We start from the raw sequence: 22,869 nt of genomic DNA on the forward strand, positions 1-22,869 counted from the left end.
TTTAATCTTTAATAAAACATATCGTTCAAAAAAAAATCATCTTAATTTTTTTATTTCAAAATGAGAAAGTCTACTAATCAAATCCTTTTTTCAGCATCCGATTTATCTAATCATATTCATTGTAAACACTTAACTAATCTTAATTATGATGTAGTTCAAGGGTTAAAAGAAAGACCAATTAGTAATAACAGGGTTTTGGATGTTTTAAGAGAACGAGGTATTGAATTTGAAAGCTCTTATTTAAGTGATTTAGAAGCTAAAGGAAATATTATTACAAGAATTTCACAGGAAGAACCTGAGCCTAGACAAAAGACAATTGATGCAATGAAAAAAGGCGTTGACTATATTTATCAAGCAAGATTAAGTAATGATCAATGGCAAGGTTGGGCTGATTTTCTTGTAAAAGTTAATCAACCTAGTGATTTAGGAGATTGGTCCTATGAAGTAATTGACACCAAACTATCAACCGAAACAAGAGCAGGTACAATTTTGCAAATTGCTCTTTATTCTGAAATAATAGCCACTATTCAAGGTGTTTTACCTGAAAACATGCGTGTAAGGACACCTGAAAGTGAAATTGTATACCGCGTAAATGATTATATATCCTATCTAAGGTTAATCAAAAAAAGATTAGAAACAGCTATTTCATCACCATCAGAAACTTATCCAGAACCTTGTTCACATTGCGATATTTGTAATTGGTGGGAACATTGTAATTCTATCAGAAGGAAAGATGACCATTTGAGTTTTATTGCCGGTATGGGTACTTCACAAATAAAAGAAGTAAAACAACATGGTATTGAAACATTAGATGCTATGTCTAAACTGCAATTACCAATCCCTTTTAAACCAAACAGAGGTTCTAAAGAAACATTTACCAAATTAAGGGAACAAGCAAGAGTTCAAAATGAAACCAGAACCGCACAAAAGCCCATACATGAACTTTTAGAACTCAAAGAGAATACCGGGTTTTATAATTTACCTGAACCATGCTCAGGAGATATTTATTTAGATTTTGAAGGTGATCCCTTAGTGGAGCCATCAGGTTTAGAGTATTTATTTGGTTGGGTTTTTCAAGGAAAATATCATTGTATATGGGTTAACAACCTTAATGAAGAAAAAGCTGCTTTAGAACAGTTTATCGATTTTATTTTTGAAAAAAGAACTCAGTTTCCAGACTTGCATGTTTATCATTTTGCACCCTATGAAACAATAGCTTTAAAGCGAATGGTAGGAAAATATGCTACAAGGGAAAATGAAATTGATATTTTATTACGAACCAATGGTTTTGTGGATTTACATAGAATCTTAAAACAATCTATAAGAGCAGGCGTTGAGAGATATTCCTTAAAAGATTTAGAAAAATATCATGGATTCGTAAGAGAAATGGATTTACGAACCTTGTCTAAATATAAACTTGATTTTGAATTTTTGTTGGAAAGTAAAAAATTTGAATTGATTACCGATGAAATGAAACAAGCTATTCAGCTTTATAATCAGGATGATTGTTTTTCCACCTTGCGTTTACACCAGTGGTTAGAACAAGAAAGAGCTTCTATGCTATCAAAAGGAAATTCAATACCTAGACCTATACCAAATGAAGTAGAAACGCCAGAAAAAATTACGGCTCATTTGGAACGCATTACTCCCATTTATGACGCATTAATGCATGAAATTCCACATGATGTAACTGAACGCACTAAAGAACAACAAGCCAAATTTATCTTGGCTAATATGTTGGATTGGTATAGACGAGAACAAAAATCGTTTTTTTGGGAGTATTATAGATTACTTGAATTAGAACCTGATGAATTAATGGATGAGAAAACAGTTTTAACTTATTTACAATTTACAGGTGAAAGACTTTCTGATAAGAGGAGTTTTGTTGATACATATACTTATCCTAATCAAGAATGCGAATTAAAACCTGGTAATGATGTAAGATTTGATGCTGAAAAGAAAACAATGGAAATTGTAGAAATCGATGAATTACAAGGTTTAATAAAAATAAAAAAAGGCCCTAGTATTAAAGAAATACATCCTACTACAATTATTAAATATGAATATATTCCAACAACAGAAAAGGAAGAAAATTTAATTCGTTTAGCAGAATGGATTGTTGCTAATGGATTTAAAAATGAACTACCTAACTACAGCGTTACCCGAGATTTATTATTAAATGAGATACCTAAACTTTTACAACCTTTAATTGATACAACTAATTTATTGGAAAAAAGTATTGATTGGGCTACTAAATTAGATTCCAGTTATTTGCCTATTCAAGGGCCTCCCGGAGCCGGAAAAAGCTATACCGGAAGTCACATGATTTTTGATTTGATTAAAAAAGGAAAACGAATTGGAATCACAGCATTAAGTCATAAAGTAATTATCAATTTACTTCAAAAGGTAAAAGAAATAGCTGATGAGACCTCTTTTGATTTAAAGATTATTTATAAGGGTTCGTCAAATGATGATGGCGATTATCCTTGGACTATGGCAAAAAATGTTGATTCCATTACAGCTAATCTTCAAAATTTTCATTTAGTTGCCGGTACAAGTTTTATGTGGTGTAGTGATAAGCTAAAAGATTCTTTGGATTATTTATTTATCGATGAAGCAGGTCAATTCGCATTAATTGATACTTTGGTGGTTTCTCATGCCAGTAAAAATTTAATTTTACTAGGTGATCATCAACAATTGAAACAACCTATTAAAGGTGTTCATCCTGAAGGAACTGAAGTTTCAGCATTGGAACATTTGTTAGAAGGAAGGAAAACAATTCCGGTTGAAAAGGGAATATTTTTAGCAAATACTTGGAGAATGCATCCCAATATTTGTTTTTTTGATTCTGAAATGTTTTATGAATCAAGATTACATTCCGTTTCAGGATTAGAAAATCAAAGAATTGATGGGAATACACAATTTATTGGTTCAGGTTTATATTTTAAATCTGTTGATCATGAAGGAAATACTAATTTATCAATAGAAGAAATTAATGAAATTGAAAAAATTGTAAAAGAATTAACTAAAGGAGATGTGTATTGGTATGATGAAAAAAAATAATAAACATGTTTTAAAACCTGAAAATATTAAAATAATTACGCCCTATAATAGCAATGTATTTGAAATGCAAAAACGTATTCCAAATATTGCAATTGGTACTGTAGATAAATTTCAAGGTCAAGAAGCACCTGTCGTAATTTATAGTTTAGCCAGTTCATCACCTGAAGATGCTCCGCGAGGTATGGAATTTTTATATAGTCCTAATCGATTAAATGTTGCCGTTTCAAGAGCAAGAGCGATGTTTATTATGGTAGGAAATCCAAGAATTTTTGAACCTGATTGTAAATCACCGGAACAGATTAAATTGGCTAACTCTTTTTGTAGATTTATTGAACTTGCTGAAACAAAATAAGTGTAATTAGCAAAATGAAGTAAACAAAAAATTAATGTTATGAGTACTTGGACTAGATGCGATTTTTGTGCAGTTGTATGATGTAATTATTTCTAATTATTCACTATATGAATTTTTTATTTTTTAAAAAATTGAATTAAAATATCTCTAATAATCGAGTAGTTTAAATATAAATTTAATAATAAATCCGATTTATATTATTATTTATATTTTCAACGTAAGAAGAAATATTAGCCGACAATTTTCTCAAATATTTTTATGTTTTATAATTTTTAATCAAAATTTCTATTTAACTGTTTTTCTTTTTTTGTTAAAGAAACATCTCCGTCTTCTTTAAGATCCTCATTATTTGGAGCACTTGCTTGTTTTGCTCTGCTATTTGCCCATTTACGCAAAAACTCAATTTGTTCTTTCATCGTCATTGATAAAGGAACGGTATCTTTAATTGCATTTAAAAGATGAATAATTTGAAGTTTTGGATCATCTGGATTATCTGTATAAGCAGTAAACATAGCTTCTTTTACACATTCTTCAATTTCAGCACCATTAAATCCAATTGATTCTTTTGCTAGTACATCCAAACCAAAATTTTCTGCTTTTTGGTTATTTTTAGCTAAATGAATTGAAAAAATACTTTTTCTGTCTTCAGCTGAGGGTAAATCAACAAAAAATATTTCATCAAATCTTCCTTTTCTCAACAATTCAGGTGGCAATTGAGATATATCATTGGCGGTTGCTACAATAAAAACAGGTTGAGTTTTCTCTTGCATCCATGTTAGTATTGTCGAAAATATTCTGGCTGTAGTACCACCATCCGTAGAACCGCTGCTTTGCACCCCAGAAAGCCCCTTTTCAATTTCATCTATCCATAAAACACATGGCGCAACTGCTTCTGCAGTTGCAATAGCTCTCCTTATATTATTTTCACTACTCCCTACTTCTCCTTGAAATACTCTCCCCATATCAAGTCTTAGTAGAGGCATATTCCATAAAGAAGCAATGCATTTAGCTGTTAAACTTTTACCACAACCAGGAACACCGAGAAGCAATAATCCTTTTGGCTCTGATAAACCCCATGTTTGAGCTTTAAAATCGAAAGCTTGTTTTCTTTTCTCAAGCCAATCTTTTAAGTTACTCATACCACCGACATTTTTTAAACTATCATTGACTTGATAATAATCTAACAAACCACTTTTTTTGATAATTTGTTCTTTTTCAAAAGCAACTGTTCTAGGAGAATTAATACCCATATTATCCTTTACTGCAGCCAGACAATATGCTAAATCAGCTTCCATTACTGTCATGCCTAATGCAGAATCTATCAATTTTTTTCTTAAGTTATTATCGATTTCTGTTTTTACATTTTTTGCAACAGCATTTAGAACTTTTTCTAAATCTACTCTACCGGGAAGTGGTAATTCAATGACTGTAATATATTTTTCAAGTTCAACGGGTAAAACTAATATTGAAGAGACAATAATAATATGCTTTCTATAAAATCTTAATTTTTCAGCTAGTTGTCTTAATTGAATTTTAATATTTCTTTCATTAATAAAATCATGGAAATCTTCTAAAATATAAATTTCAGAACCTTCTTTTTCTGTTTGAGAAGCAATATGTTTTAATAATTGTTCAGGTTCCTCAATATTATCTATTGGTTTTATTCCACCATCAGCTAAATCTCTTTCAGACAAACCATCTACACAATTCCATTCATAAAAATGATACTCTTTATTTAATTTCTTTGCAACACCTATTAACTTTTGTTTAGTTCTATCGTATTCGAAGGTTGTTAGATACAAAATAGGATAATATGCTTTTAGCATATCTTGTATTTGACTATATGAATCGGTATTTGATTTAGTAATTTGTCCCATTATTTCTTATTTATTGAAATTGTTCTTTTATTTTCGCAAAAGGTCTTGTGTTTGTATTTTAGAGGGATTTCTTTCCCCTGAATTGTTCTATTATTACCTATGTTTTTCTCCAACTCAAGCATTGCTTTATCTGCTAGTTCATGAATGTCTTTTGGAATATAATCACTATCTGTTTTTATTGAACCATCTTTGAAAATGGTAAATTTAATTTGAGAGTTGGGTTCCGTCTCCTCTTTTAATTTACTTCTACCAACCATATAAAAGCTAATTTTTTCATCAAAACTTGGTTTAAATTTATCATTACTTTTATAAGTCCACCCTTGTTTTTTAAATTCTTTAATAATTGATTCTTCTGAGTATTTTACGTTTAACTCATAGAACGTGTTTTGCAATTCAGAAACTTTACTGTTTGCATTTTGCACATAATAAGTATTATAAGTAACCTTATTTCCAATTATCTTCATTGCATATTCACCTCTTAAATCTTCATTAGAATTAAGTTGATATATAGTTAATTCATTGTTACTTGTAGTAAACTTCCATCCTAGCTTATTACAAGCATTTATCAATACTTCCTGATTCATAATATCAGGATTTTTTACAAATGTAGATGACTCAAAACATGACATAATTATCTTTTTTTAATTTTATTTTTATTATAATTATTATTGCTAATATTAAATGTCTTTAATTCTTTTATAGACTTAGTCAGCACATTAAAAAAACCGTTCTCATAATCAATGATGTCTTCGAATTCTACTTTAAATTTTTCGACTTCATTTAGAAGCTCGGTCTTTTTAAGAGGAATTATAGTTTCATTAGAAAGACTTTCAATTTTAATTTTATATTTTTCAAACTCTAACTCAAAGAAAATTTTTCTGTAATAATTGATATTTTCGAGTTTAGTCTCTTCAAGTACTTTAAAAGCCTCATCAAAATTTTCAATGTTTTTATTAATAAAAGGTTTTAACTTTAAATAATCTATTTTTTTTAGCATTTGTAAATAAGATTTATCAATTTCTTGTGGAGGATTTTGACAAATAGTATTAAATTCCTCGATGGTTCTATTTACATATTTTAAACCAAATTGTTTAAATACATCTTGGTATTCGTCTTCAATTTCTATATTCCAATCCATTCTTGTCATCTTTTCTTGTCTAACTTTTTGAAGATTATGGCTAATAAAAAATGAAAGAATATTAAAACTACCTGAATAATATAAATCAGTTGCTTCTTCGAATCTTAACCAAACATTTTTATAATGAAAAGCTGGTAATTGATGTATGTAGAAATTTTGATACCGTTTTTCTAAATCAAGTAACTTGTTTAATGGCTCGTCCAATGCCATTATTTGACCTTCTGCTTCAGGTTCTGAATAAGCTACAAAAACTCTTCCTCCTTTTTTTAGATAATTCTCAATAAATGGAATTCTTTTAAATGTAGCATTTCTAATCCAAGGACTAATAATCCACAAATCACCTGTAGTTTCATCAAATAAACGTTTTAATTCAATTTCAAATTCAATTGAATTAAAATGTCGCTTTATATAATCAATTTCCTTTTCAATCTCTTTTATTTTTACTATGTTGTGATTGTCAATTGCATTTTCAATTTCTTCTTGTTTATCAATTAATTTTTGTTCTATATTTAATTGCTCTATATCTTTTTCTTCGTTTGTAATTTCAATTTCTTCATCAACTTTTATAAGTTTTTCAAATAATTGAACCTTAATGTTTTCATTTTTATCAAGTGCATCAGACAATGTTTCTAAAATAATATTTTGCTTTTCATCATAAACAAGAGTACGAAGTGTATTGTCTCTGAAATTTTCTAATAGAATTACCCATAATTTTGCTTTAAAAATTTCGGTTCCTTTTGGTGTACATTCTTGTAGTATATATTTCTTTTTAGGAAAATGTATTTCTGGAGCTTGCTCCTCTGCTAGCAAACGAATTTCGTCTAGAGAAGTTGGTGATTTTGATAGTGAAATGGTCTCCGGAAGATTTTTATTATAGTATTCGCAAACGCTTATATACTCTGCTGTTGAAATATAACCGAGTAATTGTTCTTGATCATTAATAATCCTTCCAACTATTTCAAAAATAGCATCTGCCACATTATTAGTACGGATGTCTAATGATTGAGCTACATTAATTATTCTGTGTTTGTCAGTATTTTGAATTTTTATCTCAACTTTTTCACTTTTTAAATTACTGAATGTAGCTTTTACATTAGCATTAGCAAGCCCAACACTATCAATAAACAAATCAAAATCTCTTGTGAAATTAGAAAATTTAACTCCGTTTTTTGCATATTCCACGCCAATATCTGTAAGCCATAAAATACTTTCATCACCATCAATCATTTTATCATTTTTCAAATCTTTGATAGCTTTGATTAAAATTTCTTTTTCGGCTGGGTCTTTATCAATATCAAACCCTAAAATGCTACCCATTTTTGAAGCTGACATCGATTCTATTATTAGTAAATCGCAAATAACTTCATCAAACAAATTAAAATCAACAGGTTGAGAACATGTACCAGCAAATTTTGCAATTGTATATTCCCAAGAATAATCAGTAAAACCAATAATTCGTTCTATTAATTTTTTTTCTTTATCGGCAGCTTCAATGATTTTTATTTCAAGAGGTATATCTACATTAGAAGGCTTAACAATAGTTTTCTCTTTTGGATTAACATTCTTTTTTTTACTTACATTCTTATTCTTTTCTGCCAAAAAAGATTGAAAATTATTATAAATAATTTCAGTGATCTCCTCAGAAACTGTTTCATTAGGATCTTCTTCACAATCGTACCCATTAGCTTTCAAAAATTCTACCACTAACGAAATACCACTATTTAATTCTCTTGCTATTTTTGATAATCTTGTTTTCACGGTTTGATTAAATTTTGAATTTGTGCTATATCTATTCTATGCATTTTTTGAATTGCTTGTTCGTATTCTGGTTTATGTGAAAAATGCTTTTCGTTACCAATTACTATCAGTAATCTTTTAGCTCTGGAAAAACCAACATTAATACGCTGTAATTCTCTAGCAAACCCTAATGCAAATGGATAATTTTTATTGTCTATAATTATTTTTTTACCTTTTTCCTCTATAAACTGTTTATTACTTCTTACAGTGGATATAATTACAATATTTCTTTCCATGCCCTGAAAACGGTCAACCGTGTTTATTCTTAAAGGAATATTATATATATTTTCAAATTTGTGCTCCTCAAAATTTTTCCATTCATTTTTTTTAATATTTGGGTATAATGCTTTTTGAATATTATTCATTTGAGGCATATAATAAGTAATAATTCCAATTTCTTTATCCTCATCTTTTGTGAAAAAATTAGAATATTTATCATATCCATCCGCATTTGTAAGAGCATTAAGTACAATTTTTATGGCATCTATTTCACCAGCGTTTTCATAGGAGGTTCCTAGCTTACCTTCAGGAGTTTCTACATTAACCCATATAGCATGGTTTTTTGGCTCAATAAATGGTATTGAATTAAAACCATGATGTCTACTAGCTTTAACATTAAAATCGTTATCGTTCATCTCATTCTTAATGCCACAAATTAAGCCGTTTTCAAGTTCAATTTGATCAGAATAAAAGTCCGATATACAATTCATGATTTGTTCATGCATTCTAAATTGTGTGTCTAAACTTGCAACAAAATTTTTAGGTGCGTTTTTGAAGAGTTTTTCAAACTGTGAAATCTTGTAATCTTCTTTTGTCCAATCTTCAACAAGTTTATGAGCTCCAACAGCGGTTAATGCTTCACTAAACTCTCTATCATCTATCATCGGTGGTAATTGTTTGTGGTCACCAATGATCACAACTTTTTTACCTAGAGTGAGCGGTAAAACTAGCTCTGGTGGAGTAGCTTTACTAGCTTCATCCATAATAACAATATCAAAATCAGGTTCCATTCTAGATTCAGAATTTTTATTAAATGATTCTTTGAATGCATTACTAAATCTAGGGCTACCACATTCACTACAAGTTGCTGCAAAAATATTTATGTACTGTAAATAAGAATTATAAAAAATGTTTTTAATTGATGGATTCTTTTTATCTAAACCTTGTTTCCATTTTTCAACTGCTGTTTTGTATTTTTCGTCTTTACTTGAATTTCCCTTTATGTTTTCAATCCATTCACAAATTGCATTATCAGAATGTTGTTTTTCTTCTTTAGAACCCTCTTTAGCCTGTAGCCACAATTTTATACGGTCTATAGAGTATAATTTACCTTCATCCTCAAACTTATCAATATTACCAATTCTTATAGGTCTTATTAGTTTTTTCCCTTTTACCCTCTCTAACGCATTATCAACTGCAAGATTAGTTTGTGAAGTAATTAATATTTTTGAAGTTGGGTCGTTTGAAAGAATCTGCCATATTATTTCAGCAATTACAGTTGTTTTCCCTGTTCCTGGAGGACCTTGTATTAGTGCTAGATCTTTTGCTAATAATGTTTTAGCAACAGCTTCTAATTGTTTCTGCTGATTTTTTAGTAATGGCTCATTTAGATTTGCAATTATTTTTTGTTTTTCTTCCTCTATATCAGCAGATGACTGTCTTGCTTCATTTGGATCAAATAAAAAATTTGATAGATTTCTGTTTACAGGATAGCCAAATTTTGATCCGGGTTCTGTAACTTTCTTCATTGCCTTAATCATTCTATCAATATTTGTTAATTCACCAGGAAATATTGGCTTTATATATCCTTTTTTGATTTCTGATAAATCTATTCTGTCTTCCTCTTTAGCAGTAATAATTTGATCAAATGCATCTGATATTATAAACTTGAGACAGTTTTTATCTTTCTTTATTAATCTACCTATTTGAATTCCTTCTTTAAAAAAAGCTTCGTCACCAAAACGATCTAACCCTTCCGTTAAACGATTCTTTTGATCAGGATTTAAATAGATAAAAGTAGCTTGTCTTATGTTTTTTGATATTGTTTTTTCATTCTCAAGCTCTAGCGATTCATTTTTAATTAATTCAAATAAAGTTCTACCAAATTCATTTTCAAAAGAAAAAGTTAGTACTTGTGAATATTTCGAGCATGAGACTTCTAAAGTTTTTTTGAATTTATCTCTATCCTCTTCAGAATTAAAACTATATGAAAATAAGATGCGTGAATTCTTTTTAATTATATCAAATTCTAAACTGTTTACAATCTCTTTTCTAATTTCATTTATTATTTTATTACAATATGATAACCTAACTGTTTCGTTATCAGTAACAAATTGAATTTTATAAAAAATTTTAAATGGTTTATCTTCTATATTAACATTTGAAGAGTTCTCATAAATTCTCTTTAATTGGTTGTTGTAATCTTCTTCATTATCAGCATTTATAGTTATTTTTGAGGTTGTGATATCAAAAATAGATTTTCCTAATAAATCGGTTTTAGTTTTAAAACCTCTCAATGTTTGAGGATTAACTTTATTAACTATTTTAAAATAGTATAATGTTGGAAGTCTACGAAACTTGATATTTGGATAGTTTTTAAATAATAATAATTGGCATTTATCAATTTTTTCTTTGTTTGCATTAATGATTTGATATTTTGAATCAATCAATTCTAAACTTTCAATTTTATCTAACTTAACATTCTTTAAAGGTTCAAATCTAGTTACCGATTTTAAAGATTTTAAACCCATTCCTAAGAAATTATCAGAATGAATAAAAGCACTAACTTCAATTATAATTTCATCGTTAATTTTAGAACGCTTTACAATGGCTCTATCTAAACCATCACTATCTAATTTTTCTTTAACAGCTTGTAGTGTTTTAACAGTTTCTTTTTCATTATTAAAATCTACTTTTAATGAAACAGTATTGTCTTTTTCAAGTGAAATTAAATGGTTAAAATTATCTTGAATTATTTTATTAATATGAGGTATTTCATCATCTTCAACATCAATTAATCCATCTTTTTCTATTTCTAACTTTAATTGATATTCTAACTCTAATTTATTTACAAGCTCAGAAAAAATATCTTCTTTTGAAAAATTATCAGCATATTTAAAAGCAATTTCGCCTGAGATATAATTAATAGGTGACTCTTTTGTTAATTCATAAAAGTACTCTTCCCCCAGAGTTTTTAATTGATTTAATTCTACAGAATTTAATTCCTTTATATTTTTAAATTCAATAAAAGCTTTGTTTTCACTCACACCATAATCTTCTAATTCCTTTTGCTTAAATAATGCTTCTATTTCGTTTTCAAATTGAATCATCATATCTTTTTCATTGATGTAGACATCTATGAAATTTGATCTTTCCGAATCACTTTCTCTTTTTTCTGAATAAGGTTTGCTGATGTTTTGAATTTTCCAAACTTGCTCTTTCTGTTTTACCAACTTCTTTATAGCGACAACATAACTATGCCAAATCTGTTTGTCCTTTTCTTTATTTATATCCAATGTTGGAATCTCTAGGGATTCAATTGACTTAAAAAGTTCTTTGAATGACTCTTTGTTAGAACCACTTTTTTGTTCAATTTCAGTAAATTTAAAAATGCAATTACTTTTTAAAGTATGTTTTGTAGGTTCATTAAAAAAAGAAACTTCTTTAAAACTTTTAACTCTGTATGAGTACAAATCTGTAAACACATCCAATTTATCTGTCCAAAAAATAATAGTGGCTTCAATAGCTCTCTCTTTACCTATTGGGATAATTATTTTATGAGCTGCATTTTGATTGTTAAATTCATTTTTTTTCTTTTGGAAAAAACAAATTCTATTCTCAGAAGAAAGCATTTTTTTTACTTGATCAAATCTATACTGATTTTCAGAATGTCTATTATACGTGCTATCAAAATCGTCTTTAATTTTTAAAGTAATTTCAATTATTTCTTCAAGGTTATCTTCAAAATTGTTTTTAGTATCTGGTTTTCTTAGAAATTCATCCATTTGCTTGCAGTTAATCTGCTAAAGTATAAAAAAACTTTTTTTTAATTTACATTTTACGAATATTCCTATTTATATAATTCAACTTTACTAATTGAATTATATACAATTAACTAAATAAGTTGAAGCATTAGATTTTTTTATTAGGAAGGCAAATAAAAATACATAAATGATGCATTGTAATTAACTGTAATTCTCAATTATGTAACACAGCTTGGGGAAAAAAATTACTGGCGCAAGTTGCGAAGCGTAAGTGTTTTTCCTAAAAACCGTGCCAGTAATTTTTTTTGGAGCGTTGGCAAAGGAGTGGCAATTGAAATGTAAAACGCCCAATCTATCACCGAAAGTAATTATTCGTCCTTCGGAGTAATTATTGATTTCTAAGCTAAAATTGTCTTGGATTTTTCCTGATGTAATCCATTGCTTCTTTTTCGATATCATCGTTTGTTTTAATTCTTTTTGAGAATATCCATTCATCAATATCTTCTTTTTTGAAATAAAGTCGTTTTCCGTTTTTGTAGTGAGGAATTTCACTTGTGGAAGTTAATTTATAGATTGCAGAAACACTAAGGTTTAAGTATTTTGATACTTCTTTTACATTCATGGGTGCATTATTGACCTGAACAGGATTCGCTGTTTTTAGATTTTCGATAGCTTTTTCAATTCTATCAAGTCTTTCCATAATGAGTTCAAAAGGATTTTCCATAGTTTAAATGAAATTAACGAAACGAAACAAATAAAGAGCCGGCTCTACGGATACCTGGAATAGAGACGGTTTTTGTAAAGATAAATATATTGATAGAATTTAGGAAAAAACCTTAAATTAAATACAAAATACTAATATTCAATTGTTTAAAAAATTTCGCATAATATTTTAATAAGTTTTAGTCAATGGATGAATTCATCCATAGAAAAATTATTAAATTGCCGTATTAAATTTTATTTATGAGTGATTTCAAATTTTCAGGGCATGATACTTTTCATTGTAGACAACAATGGCTATCAAAAGGTGTTAAAATAATTGATAATGAAGGATATACGGTTTTTAATAAACCTGAAATAGCGATTTCAAAACTTGGTGTTGGTAAGAATATGGTGCAGTCAATACAACATTGGTTGAAAGCCTTTGGATTAGTTAATGATAAACATGAAGTTTTGGAATTATCTAAAAAATTATTTTTAGAAGGTTATGAATATGATCCTTATTTGGAAGATGAAGGAACATTATGGTTACTACAATATAAAATCTGTAAGACAAATTATGCTAGTATTTATAATTTAATTTTTTCGGAATATTTTAATGATAAAGTAAGTTTAGAATTTTCGGAAAGCCAAATCATTCAATTTATTGAAAAAAAACTCCGTGAAAATAATGTTAGAGAAGTAAGTTCTAATACACTTAATTCAGACTATAAAGTATTTGTAAAGTCCTATGCTACTCCGACAAAATCATTAAAAACAATTGAGGATGATTTTAATTCACCTTTATTAGAATTAAATTTAATTTCACAATTAAATACTAAAAATAGCAATGGTGAAACTGTTTACAGAATAAATAAAGAAGTGCGAAATGGTATTCCGACAGCAATTTTAGCTTATTGCTTATTGGATTATTTAGGAGAAAGAAAAGATATTAGTCATGATGAAATACGTAATTCTTTTGGTTCTTATTTCTGTCTTTCAAATGATGGTTTAGACAATTTGATTGACAGATTATGTTTGAATTATCCTGAATTTATATATAAGAACGATGCCGGAATAAGACAAATTCAAATAAAAGGTATCACAACAGATTATCAAAATAATTTATTAGAATCGTATTATGCAATACAGTAATATATCAACAAATATTTTAAGAGACGAGTCAAAAGACTTGAATTATGTTGTTACACCGAATGCGATTCAAATTTATGAACGTATAGTCGGAAGTACGTCAAAGAGTAATAAATCTTATACCTTAATTGGTAACTATGGAACCGGGAAGTCCACTTTTTTATGGGCATTTGAAAAAAACTTACTTAAAGAAAAGATTTTTTTCAGTTATTCTAATGAATCAAAATCTCATTCCTATGATTTCATTAAAATAGTTGGAGATAATTCATCATTAACTGACTCTTTGTTAAAAGTCTTAAAATTAAAAATGGGTTCTTCAAAAGACATAATTGATGAGCTTGAAAAAAGAAGAAATACAGCAGCTAAAAAGAATAAAGGGTTAGTAATCATCATTGATGAATTTGGTAAGTTTTTAGAATTCATTGGAAAAAACAAACAGAATAATGATTTGTACTTACTTCAATTAATTTCTGAATGGGCAAATGACGATTCAAAAAATGTGTTTTTCATAATTTCATTGCATCAAAGTTTTATTTCCTATTCCGTTTCATTAGATATTTCAGAAAAACAAGAATGGGAAAAAATTAAAGGTAGATTTGTTGAACTTCTTTTTAATGAACCGGTTGAGCAATTGTTATATTTTGCTTCTAAAAGATTGGAACATTTTGAATTAACAAAAAAGTATGAAGATAGTTTCAACTTGTTAAACAAAGCAATAAAAAACAGTAACCTTATAAATTTTAATGAGGCAAGTACAACAGAATTAGCTAAATCGCTTTATCCACTTGATTGGCTTTCAGCTAATATACTCGTTAATGCTTTACAACGATACGGCCAAAATGAACGTTCTTTATTTACTTTTTTAAATGATAATACAAAATTTTCCATTAATTCATTCAATGGTAAATTTTATTCAATTTCAAATGTGTTTGATTATTTAGTAAATACTTTAGGAAGTGAAATTTACAGTTTTAATAATCCACACAGATCGCAATGGCAAACTTGTTTTAGAGCTTTAGAGCGATCGGAATTAATAGTTGATGTTGATTACAAACTAGTAACTGAATTAATTAAAACCATTTGTCTAGTTAATATTTTTACAAAAGCGGGCGGATTATTTGACAAAAAATTCATCTCCAAATATGTTCATTATACAAGTGAATTTGATGGTGAATTAATTGAAAAAACTGTTGATAAATTAGATAAAGCAGGAATATTAAGATTTTACAAGCATAGTAATAAAATTAATTTCCTTGAAGGAACAGATATAGATATCGAGCAAGAGTTGGCTGATGTAACAAAAGAAATCAATCATGACTTTTCTGTTACCGATGCTATCAGTGATTTAGTTGATTTTCCAGTAATTTTAGTTAAAAAGGATTCTTTTGAAAAAGGAACACCAAGATTTTTTGAATTTAAAATATTGACTGATTTAAGTTCAATATCAAAAGCAGAAGGAGCTTTAGATGGTTACATTAATTTGATTTTTGATAGTAATATTAAGGAAAAAGATATAAAAGCTGCATCAAATAATTCAGGGAGTAATCTATATGTTATTTATAAAAATTCAAAAGAAATTCATAATGAGATTTTTACAGTTAATAAGCTTAAATTTCTAATAAACAAACACAAAGAAGACCGAAATGCAATTAATCTCTTAAAAAAAGAAGAAGAATTTCATTTACAACAACTAGAAAAATTCGTATTAGATAATTTATTTATTTCTAATGATCAAAATATTTGGTTTTATAATGGCAAAGTTGAGTTTATAAAATCTAAAAGAGCTTTGAATGAAACACTATCTAAAATTTGTGATTTAGAATTTAAAAATGCACCACATTATAAAAATGAATTAGTCAATAAAGAATTTTTAAGTCCTCAGATAAGCACAGCTAGAAAGTCTTTTTTACGGCATTTATTAAAAAATGAAAGTGTTGAAAATCTAGGCTTCCCAAATGATAAATTTCCGCCTGAAAAATCTATTTATATAACTTTAGTAAAAGATACCGGAATTCATAGAAAAGACGATAAATTAAACCATTTTTATTTTTCTTCACCAACAGATAAAACATTTAAACCTTTATGGGATGAATGTGATGCTTTTATTAAATCGGCTAATTCATCCAGAAGAAATTTAGGGGAATTGTATGAAATACTTAGTAAAGCACCATACAAATTAAAAAAAGGATTTACGGAATTTTGGGTTCCGTTGTTCTTGATAATTAATAAAGAAGATTTTGCCTTATTCCACGAAGTCAATGGATTTATCCCTTATTTGACTGAAGATGTATTAGACTTAATTCATAAAACACCAACAAATTATTCAATTAAGAGTTATGATGTTTCTGGTTTAAAAGTAAACCTATTAGAAAGTTATAAGGAACTTGTTCAGGTTGGTGACAATGAACTCGGAACTAAAAGTACGTTTCTTTCTATTTTTGGTAATTTTTTACGTTTTTTTAGAGGATTGAATGAATACACCATAAATACTAAAAGACTTTCACCGAAGGCAATAAGTTTGAGAGAAGCAATTAAGACTGCCAAAGATCCGGAAGATGCTTTATTCAATCAATTTCCAAATGCTTTAGGTTTCCATTCAATATCTATAAATGATGATGAAGAAATATTAAAATCCTACACGTATCATATTCAAGATGCTATCAGAGAAATACGGTCCGCTTATGATGCTTTACTAGATAGAATTGAAGAAAAAATAATTCTCTCTTTTTATTGTGAAACTACTGATTTCGAAAGCTATAAATTAGAAATTCAAGGTAGATTAAAAAGTATTAATTTAAGTTTATTAGGAACTGAACAGTCTATTTTTTATAAAAGATTAATTTCTCCATTAGATGATAGAGCTTCATGGTTGAAGTCAGTTGCTGATGCTGCTCTTGGAAAATCTATTGATAAAATGATAGACGAAGAAGAAGTATTACTTGTAACAAATCTGGAAGAATATTTATTAGGACTAATAAAAGCTTCGGATCTTCATGAATTTTCATTAACTGACAACACTAAAATGGTTTCCATTCAATTATTTGGAAGTACAGGAACAATTTTTAATGATAAAATTATTATTTCAAACGAGTATAATAAAGAATTTGAAAGTATAAGAATGCAATTAAAAGAAAAATTGGTTACTTTAGATGTTCACAAACGTAAGCAATTGCTTATGGAATTATTATCTACAGAAATGAATGAAAATTTAGTGTTATGAGCGAAATAAAACATGTATTAGGAATTTCTGGAGGAAAAGATAGTGCCGCTTTGGCAATATATATGAGCCGTAAGCATCCTGACATTGATGTAGAATATTATACTTGTGATACAGGGAAGGAGTTGAATGAAACCTACGATTTGATTAATAAATTGAATTCGGTTTTAGGAAAAAATATTCGTTTATATAAATCAATTGATGAATTAAACTCACCGGAAAAAAATCCTTTTGACCATTTCTTGGCCATGTACGGCGGCTATTTACCATCTGCAACAGCTCGTTGGTGTACCGGAAAAATGAAGCTGGAGCCATTTGAAAATGAAATTGGAAACACACCAACAATCTCTTATGTTGGCATTCGTGGTGATGAAAATAGAGAAGGCTATATATCTAAAAAAGAAAATATTCAATCTATTTTTCCATTTAGAAAGAACATTTGGAGTGAAGACGTTGTCAAAAAGTTTTTGGCAAATTCAAATATTGATTTTGTTAAAAAACAATATGAATTAATAGCTCCAAAAGGAAAATTAGAAATGATTTTACAATATGTGGAGCAACCTATTTCTTTGCGTTTTACTCAAAAACAAAAGGTTAACGCTTTACTTGATACTGATGTTAAACTTTTTAATAAAGTAGTATTTGAGTTTTTAAAAACTACCGATTATCCTGTTGGTAAATTGGAAAGGTTCTCATTGATTGAAAACGATGAAGTTTTAGGAATTGATGATATTTTTAAAATATTAGATGATTCCGGTGTTGGAATACCGGCTTATTATTTACCGCTTGAGTATGAAGTTGAGATAAATGGAGAAATTAAAAAAGGAACCTATTCGCGAAGTCGTTCAGGATGTTTCTTTTGTTTCTTTCAACAAAAAATAGAATGGGTTTGGTTATTGGAACAACATCCAACACTTTATGAAAAAGCTATTGACTATGAAAAAGAAGGGTACACTTGGACTATTGAACCTTTGCAAGAATTAAAAAAACCGGAACGTGTAAACGCGATAAAAAAAGAACACTTTTTACGAATGCATAAAAACAAAACTAACGCAAAAACTTCTACAAGTTGGCAAGATGAAATCTTGGAAGCTGAAGGTGAAGGTTGTGCAAGTTGTTTTATATAAATTTTAAAAATAATTTTATGTTTTTTAAAGAAAAATATATTATTTGGATGATTATTTCAATTAGTTTTTTAACTATTTTGATTTTTTCATTAATTAATGAACCATGGTCCTTAATTGTTGTTGCAATTTTATCATCAATTGTTTCTAGTTTTGCTGTTTCAGCATTTTACAATATGGAGTTACATAATACTATGGATAAGTACGAGAAAATTGGGATGGTTGATTATTTTGAGACTTTTGAAGAAGCACAGGAAGTAATTAGAAAAAAAATTGAAAAAGCAAAAAAAGTAGAAATTTACTTGATGTACGGATCAACTTTTTTTAAATCAAACTCTACTACATTAAAGCAATTTTTAGCTAAAACAAATTCAAGTTTAACGATATTTTTATACAATACAAATAATCCTTTTATTGATTCCTATGGAAATCATTGGTCTAAAGATATTGCAGGTGATGAATATAATTCTAAAAGCATTGTAAAATTAATTGAACAAGTAAAAAGTAATTTATCATCATTTACAGAATTAGGCAAGAATAGTTCATTTGAAATTTTTGAAATTATAGAATCTCCCATCTCATATTCTTACTATATAGTAGATGATTATTTATTTTTTGTACCATCCAAAAACACAAGATCTAAAAACTTAAAACCACCTGTGTTATTTTTTAAAAAAACTAGAAATAAAAAAACAATGTATTATAAAATTCAGAAAGAAATAGAATTGATGAAATCTTCTAATGAGCTAAAAAAAATATAGTAATGATTTGTTTTATTGATTTTGAAACTAGTGGAATTGATGTATTCAAGGATTATCCGATTGAATTTGGAGCAGTACTAGTTGATGATAAATTGAATATTATTAAAGAATTTCATTCATTTATCAATCCTGACAGAAAAAGAAAAATAAGTTCAGCAGCTTTAAAAATTCACGGATTAAAAAAAGATGATTTAGTACGTATGCCAAACTCTAAACAAGTGATAACATCTTTTTTTAATGAAATGGGACATGATTTTAAATTAGCAGGATGGAACATATCCTTTGATGTCGTATTTCTAAGAAAATTGGCTCATCAAAATTCAATGATGCGAGAATATAATAAAATAAATTATCGACACTTAGATATTCAATCAATTAGTTATTTATACAATAAAATGAACAAGAATTTAATTGATAATAATTCTTTAGATAATATGTGCAAAATATTTAATTTGAATAGAAAGGATAAACACAATGCTTTAGATGATGCAAAACTAACTTTTGAGATCTATAAAAAAATTATTTCAACAATTTAAATTGTATAATACAAAAAAGCTCTACCCACTTTTTTAAATTCTATTTTCCCTTCTAAACGCAAGTGCATTAATTTACAATCACTTATTTTTAGAAGGGATTTTGTTTCTTTTGAGGTTAACCATTTTTTAGATTTTTCCAATTCAATTATTTTGAAATTCTACTGATTAAATATTCTTCAATTTTATCTGCTTTAAAAAGTGTAATTAAAATATCTTCAATTACTAAAGTTGAAATTTTAGATTCAAGTTCTGAAAGATTTCTAAAATCATTTATATCTTCACTAATTTTAATTGTTAAATAACCTTTATTCACAAAAGCTTTTAAAGGCATTCCTAGCTTGTTATTTGTTGTTTTAAACTCATTTTTATAGGAGTTCCACACTTCTTGAAACTCACTATTTAAAGTTAAAATATCAGAAAGAATCTTTCCGCTTTTTTTATAGATTCTTGATAAAGCAATTAACAATATTATCTGATGAGGAGCAAGACTTCCTCTAGCTTTGTCTCTTTTTAGACCATCTATAAATTCTTGTGGATTCATATTTAGTATTACTAATTAAAATAAGTTTAAACTTTTGCTCTATCTACTATTTCGAAGAAATAATCATCCGCATAATTGAACTTATGTTCAAAACCAGGTGTTTGTCTTAATTCCAGAATATGTTTCGCTCCACCTTCAGCATATTCACTAATAATAGTTAGTATTTTTCTTGAATCTAAAATATCATCTGATGTTTTTGCTTCAATTTTCCCAATTGCCATTAACATTAATCCGTTTGCAATTATTTCTGAACCATTTGATATTCTTAAAAACTCAAATGAACTTGTATGTGGTAATGAAGCACCTTCTATTCTTTTGTTATTAACAAAACCAATTATTGCTGACCATGCATAAACTTGCCAATATTTTGAAAAAAATTTATCATCTTGTTTTGAAAGATTTTCTTGTTTTCTACTGAAAAGATCTCTAACTTTTAGAACATAATCACCATGATGAATATATTTTTTATTTAATTCTATAATTAACTTTTCTTTCATCAGAGTATTATTTTATAGTTGTAATAAATGTTTTTTTATTAGTTCTTGAATTAACGCCATTTTCGTCTATTTTTCGATTTTTAAATTCGTAATATTTAACTATTTTGGCATCTTCAATTAATTTACTTCTTTCATTCGAATCTAATTTTGAATAATCTTTTGACATAATTATCATTTGCTCAAATGAGTTGCCAATATTTATTGTTAAACTTATAGTATTAAAAGGATCTAAATCAGAAGACAAAGCATCGGCTACAATAGGATATGATTTTTTCATTTTTTTCTCGCTTAATGAAAGAAAGGCATTAGCAACAGCAAGTTTCTGAGCTACAACTTCACCTTGATTTAAATTATCTAATACATTTTTTGTTCCAATATCAATAATTCTAATACCATTGTCAATTTCAATTTCACCCTGAGTATTACCTCCTAAGTACAATGAATACAATCTATTACTTTCAGATTGAATTTCATTAATTAAATTTGATAAAGCTATAGACCTTAACTGTCCTATACTTTTTAAAAACATTTTAATATAATCTGATGCAATACTTTCAGGAAAGTTAGTGTCAAAACTGACCATAGTTTTTTCCTTTTCAATCAAGTCATTTTTTAAGCCTTCCTCTAAAATTGAAATCTCGGATTTTATAAACCTCAAACTATCTGACTTTCTATCTTTTGCTAACCTTAAACTTTGAATTTTAGAAAGTATTTGACTTGCAGTTGTTGCTCCAACAGTAATATCCATTTCCTTATCATGACCTGAATCAGTATAAACAGACGCTATTCTATTTACTAGTCTATTTCTGTTTTTTATCAATAAATTAATAGCTTTATTTTTGTCTTTAATATCATTTTCAATATCTGGAAGTTCACTTAGGAGTCTTCTTCTCGACTTATTTAGTTCGGTATAATTATCTTGTAAAACCTTATGGTTGGAATTATCTTGAAAATCATTTAATCTTTTAACTAATGCCTCATATTCAGGTGTATGATCTAAGACAGGTCGTTCACAGATATAACAAATTTTATCATTTATCATTTTTTCAACATACTCTGGACCTGGAAGTGAAATAGGGACAGGATTTGTTGTATTTTGAAACTTTTTTATTTCTTCACTAAGAATATTTAAGTTTTTATCGGAAGCATTTATTAAGCTTTCACATCCATTTAACATCCATTTATTAATTAAAGATTCTTTATTGTTTGTACTTAAATCATCAATTCGTGATTTAGTCAAACTCAATTCTGACTCTAACGCATTTAATTGAACTTTAATATCCCTATACTTATCATAACCTTTTAGTTTGTTCTCTTCTTCAGCAATATCATCTTGAAGTTTATCAATATCATTTTGTATATCAATTATAGATTCTTTCTTTTTTTCAATATTCTTAGTTTTATAACTAATATCGTTAATTAAGTTTTGTTGGGTTACAGTAAGCTTCTTTTGTAATCCTAATTCTTTATCAACTTTTTTATCTATACTTACTGAGGATGCTTTTACAATCTTTTCCATGTTATCATAAATTGGAAAATATGAAATCTCATTAATCGCATTCTTAAGTGTACTTGGTTTACTAAAATCATATAGTTCATCCATAGTTTCACCTTGGTACCACATGAATTTTCTTATGCTTGAGGGAAATATTTTTTCTAAAAACCAACTTTGATTATATTGAGGTATAAACTCAGTTTCACCATCTTTTACATAGGAAATTACAAGTTCAGGTTTAGAGAATATTGTTAATGTATTAGCGATTTTTTGATATATAACTTTTTTAGTGAAAGTATATTCAATTAATTCATTTTTAGGCTCATCGTTTAAATGAAACTCATTTGTTAATACAATTTCAACTGAACAATTTATTTTATCATTTTCTAAGCTGCTCTCTTTAAGTAAATCTGGGCAAACAATTTGTCTTGAGCCATCTTTCCACTCTTTTCTTGTGGAATTATTATCTACATCAGCATAAATTTTATCAAAGAAAGTCCAATAAAATGCATTAAAAAGCTGTGATTTACCACCTGAATTTACTGCCGAAATTACATTTAATCCTTTCGAAAATTCTAATATGTTTTCATCTAAGAAACAATAAAAATTATTTACAATTACTTTATCTATTATCATC

General features: G+C 27.8%; 15 protein-coding genes. 7 read left to right on the forward strand and 8 right to left on the reverse strand.

The genetic code is table 11. The features are described 5' to 3' along the window. Positions 1 to 60: 60 nt before the first annotated feature. Entirely contained in the window at positions 61 to 3,063 is a 3,003-nt protein-coding gene (locus DFR66_RS06510; protein ID WP_199755490.1) for a TM0106 family RecB-like putative nuclease, read from the forward strand. Next, the gene (locus DFR66_RS13965; protein ID WP_199755492.1) at positions 3,047 to 3,415 is read left to right on the forward strand and encodes an AAA domain-containing protein; all 369 of its coding nucleotides are present in this window, start codon (positions 3,047 to 3,049) and stop codon (positions 3,413 to 3,415) included. The genes DFR66_RS06510 and DFR66_RS13965 overlap by 17 nt, the downstream gene beginning before the upstream one ends. A 272-nt stretch (positions 3,416 to 3,687) precedes the next feature. On the opposite strand, the gene DFR66_RS06515 is transcribed toward DFR66_RS13965, so the two are convergent. The 5 genes from DFR66_RS06515 to DFR66_RS06535 form a co-directional block, all read right to left on the reverse strand. Then, entirely contained in the window at positions 3,688 to 5,292 is a 1,605-nt protein-coding gene (locus DFR66_RS06515; protein ID WP_199755494.1) for an AAA family ATPase, read from the reverse strand. Then, positions 5,292 to 5,921, reverse strand: coding sequence for a hypothetical protein (locus DFR66_RS06520; RefSeq protein WP_114754031.1), 630 nt, complete (start codon positions 5,919 to 5,921; stop codon positions 5,292 to 5,294). Before DFR66_RS06520 ends, DFR66_RS06515 begins: the two co-directional genes overlap by 1 nt. Positions 5,922 to 5,923: 2 nt before the next feature. Then, positions 5,924 to 8,188, reverse strand: a complete 2,265-nt coding sequence (locus DFR66_RS06525; RefSeq protein ID WP_114754032.1) for a hypothetical protein — start codon at positions 8,186 to 8,188, stop codon at positions 5,924 to 5,926. Then, a complete protein-coding gene (locus DFR66_RS06530) occupies positions 8,185 to 12,231 on the reverse strand; it encodes a DEAD/DEAH box helicase (RefSeq protein WP_114754033.1) in 4,047 nt (1,348 codons plus the stop codon). Before DFR66_RS06530 ends, DFR66_RS06525 begins: the two co-directional genes overlap by 4 nt. A gap of 382 nt (positions 12,232 to 12,613) precedes the next feature. Beyond that, on the reverse strand, positions 12,614 to 12,934 hold the full coding sequence (locus tag DFR66_RS06535) for a helix-turn-helix domain-containing protein (RefSeq protein ID WP_114754034.1): 321 nt from the start codon (positions 12,932 to 12,934) through the stop codon (positions 12,614 to 12,616). A 239-nt stretch (positions 12,935 to 13,173) separates the two neighbouring features. Between DFR66_RS06535 and DFR66_RS06540 the strand changes: the two genes are divergently transcribed. The 5 genes from DFR66_RS06540 to DFR66_RS06560 are packed head-to-tail and all read left to right on the forward strand — an operon-like array spanning position 13,174 to position 19,699. Next, positions 13,174 to 14,064 (forward strand): DUF4007 family protein, encoded by an 891-nt coding sequence (locus tag DFR66_RS06540; protein WP_114754035.1) that lies wholly within the window; start codon positions 13,174 to 13,176, stop codon positions 14,062 to 14,064. Continuing rightward, a complete protein-coding gene (locus DFR66_RS06545) occupies positions 14,051 to 17,281 on the forward strand; it encodes an ATP-binding protein (protein ID WP_114754036.1) in 3,231 nt (1,076 codons plus the stop codon). The genes DFR66_RS06540 and DFR66_RS06545 overlap by 14 nt, the downstream gene beginning before the upstream one ends. After that, a complete protein-coding gene (locus DFR66_RS06550) occupies positions 17,278 to 18,405 on the forward strand; it encodes a phosphoadenosine phosphosulfate reductase family protein (RefSeq protein ID WP_114754037.1) in 1,128 nt (375 codons plus the stop codon). Before DFR66_RS06545 ends, DFR66_RS06550 begins: the two co-directional genes overlap by 4 nt. A 17-nt stretch (positions 18,406 to 18,422) precedes the next feature. Further along, positions 18,423 to 19,163 carry a hypothetical protein gene (locus DFR66_RS06555; protein ID WP_114754038.1) on the forward strand — a complete coding sequence of 247 codons (741 nt, stop codon included), beginning with the start codon at positions 18,423 to 18,425 and terminating at the stop codon, positions 19,161 to 19,163. A 2-nt stretch (positions 19,164 to 19,165) separates the two neighbouring features. Further along, positions 19,166 to 19,699: a 3'-5' exonuclease gene (locus tag DFR66_RS06560; protein ID WP_114754039.1), complete on the forward strand. Its 534-nt coding sequence runs from the start codon at positions 19,166 to 19,168 to the stop codon at positions 19,697 to 19,699. A gap of 145 nt (positions 19,700 to 19,844) precedes the next feature. Here DFR66_RS06560 and DFR66_RS06565 read toward each other — a convergent pair whose 3' ends face one another. Genes DFR66_RS06565 through DFR66_RS06575 form a run of 3 tightly spaced genes read right to left on the reverse strand, consistent with a single transcriptional unit; the run spans position 19,845 to position 22,868 of the window. After that, positions 19,845 to 20,240, reverse strand: a complete 396-nt coding sequence (locus tag DFR66_RS06565) for a hypothetical protein (RefSeq protein WP_114754040.1) — start codon at positions 20,238 to 20,240, stop codon at positions 19,845 to 19,847. Between the two features lie 26 nt (positions 20,241 to 20,266). Next, complete coding sequence (locus tag DFR66_RS06570) at positions 20,267 to 20,737, reverse strand: hypothetical protein (protein WP_114754041.1); 471 nt, start codon at positions 20,735 to 20,737, stop codon at positions 20,267 to 20,269. A gap of 7 nt (positions 20,738 to 20,744) precedes the next feature. Next, positions 20,745 to 22,868 (reverse strand): hypothetical protein, encoded by a 2,124-nt coding sequence (locus DFR66_RS06575; RefSeq protein WP_114754042.1) that lies wholly within the window; start codon positions 22,866 to 22,868, stop codon positions 20,745 to 20,747. Between the last annotated feature and the right edge of the window lies 1 nt (position 22,869).

It is taken from the genome of Flavobacterium glaciei (assembly GCF_003350545.1).
In the GTDB taxonomy this organism is placed as follows: Bacteria; Bacteroidota; Bacteroidia; order Flavobacteriales; family Flavobacteriaceae; genus Flavobacterium; species Flavobacterium glaciei.

What these genes read in the sequence shown, in the direction of transcription:
- DFR66_RS06550 (WP_114754037.1), top strand. Translation starts at nt 17,278, where the DNA reads ATGAGCGAAATAAAACATGTATTAGGAATTTCTGGAGGAAAAGATAGT.
- DFR66_RS06520 (WP_114754031.1), bottom strand. Translation starts at nt 5,921, where the DNA reads ATGTCATGTTTTGAGTCATCTACATTTGTAAAAAATCCTGATATTATG.
- DFR66_RS06565 (WP_114754040.1), bottom strand. Translation starts at nt 20,240, where the DNA reads ATGAATCCACAAGAATTTATAGATGGTCTAAAAAGAGACAAAGCTAGA.
- DFR66_RS13965 (WP_199755492.1), top strand. Translation starts at nt 3,047, where the DNA reads ATGATGAAAAAAAATAATAAACATGTTTTAAAACCTGAAAATATTAAA.
- DFR66_RS06510 (WP_199755490.1), top strand. Translation starts at nt 61, where the DNA reads ATGAGAAAGTCTACTAATCAAATCCTTTTTTCAGCATCCGATTTATCT.
- DFR66_RS06570 (WP_114754041.1), bottom strand. Translation starts at nt 20,737, where the DNA reads ATGAAAGAAAAGTTAATTATAGAATTAAATAAAAAATATATTCATCAT.
- DFR66_RS06540 (WP_114754035.1), top strand. Translation starts at nt 13,174, where the DNA reads ATGAGTGATTTCAAATTTTCAGGGCATGATACTTTTCATTGTAGACAA.
- DFR66_RS06545 (WP_114754036.1), top strand. Translation starts at nt 14,051, where the DNA reads ATGCAATACAGTAATATATCAACAAATATTTTAAGAGACGAGTCAAAA.
- DFR66_RS06515 (WP_199755494.1), bottom strand. Translation starts at nt 5,292, where the DNA reads ATGGGACAAATTACTAAATCAAATACCGATTCATATAGTCAAATACAA.
- DFR66_RS06530 (WP_114754033.1), bottom strand. Translation starts at nt 12,231, where the DNA reads ATGGATGAATTTCTAAGAAAACCAGATACTAAAAACAATTTTGAAGAT.
- DFR66_RS06575 (WP_114754042.1), bottom strand. Translation starts at nt 22,868, where the DNA reads ATGATAATAGATAAAGTAATTGTAAATAATTTTTATTGTTTCTTAGAT.
- DFR66_RS06560 (WP_114754039.1), top strand. Translation starts at nt 19,166, where the DNA reads ATGATTTGTTTTATTGATTTTGAAACTAGTGGAATTGATGTATTCAAG.
- DFR66_RS06535 (WP_114754034.1), bottom strand. Translation starts at nt 12,934, where the DNA reads ATGGAAAATCCTTTTGAACTCATTATGGAAAGACTTGATAGAATTGAA.
- DFR66_RS06555 (WP_114754038.1), top strand. Translation starts at nt 18,423, where the DNA reads ATGTTTTTTAAAGAAAAATATATTATTTGGATGATTATTTCAATTAGT.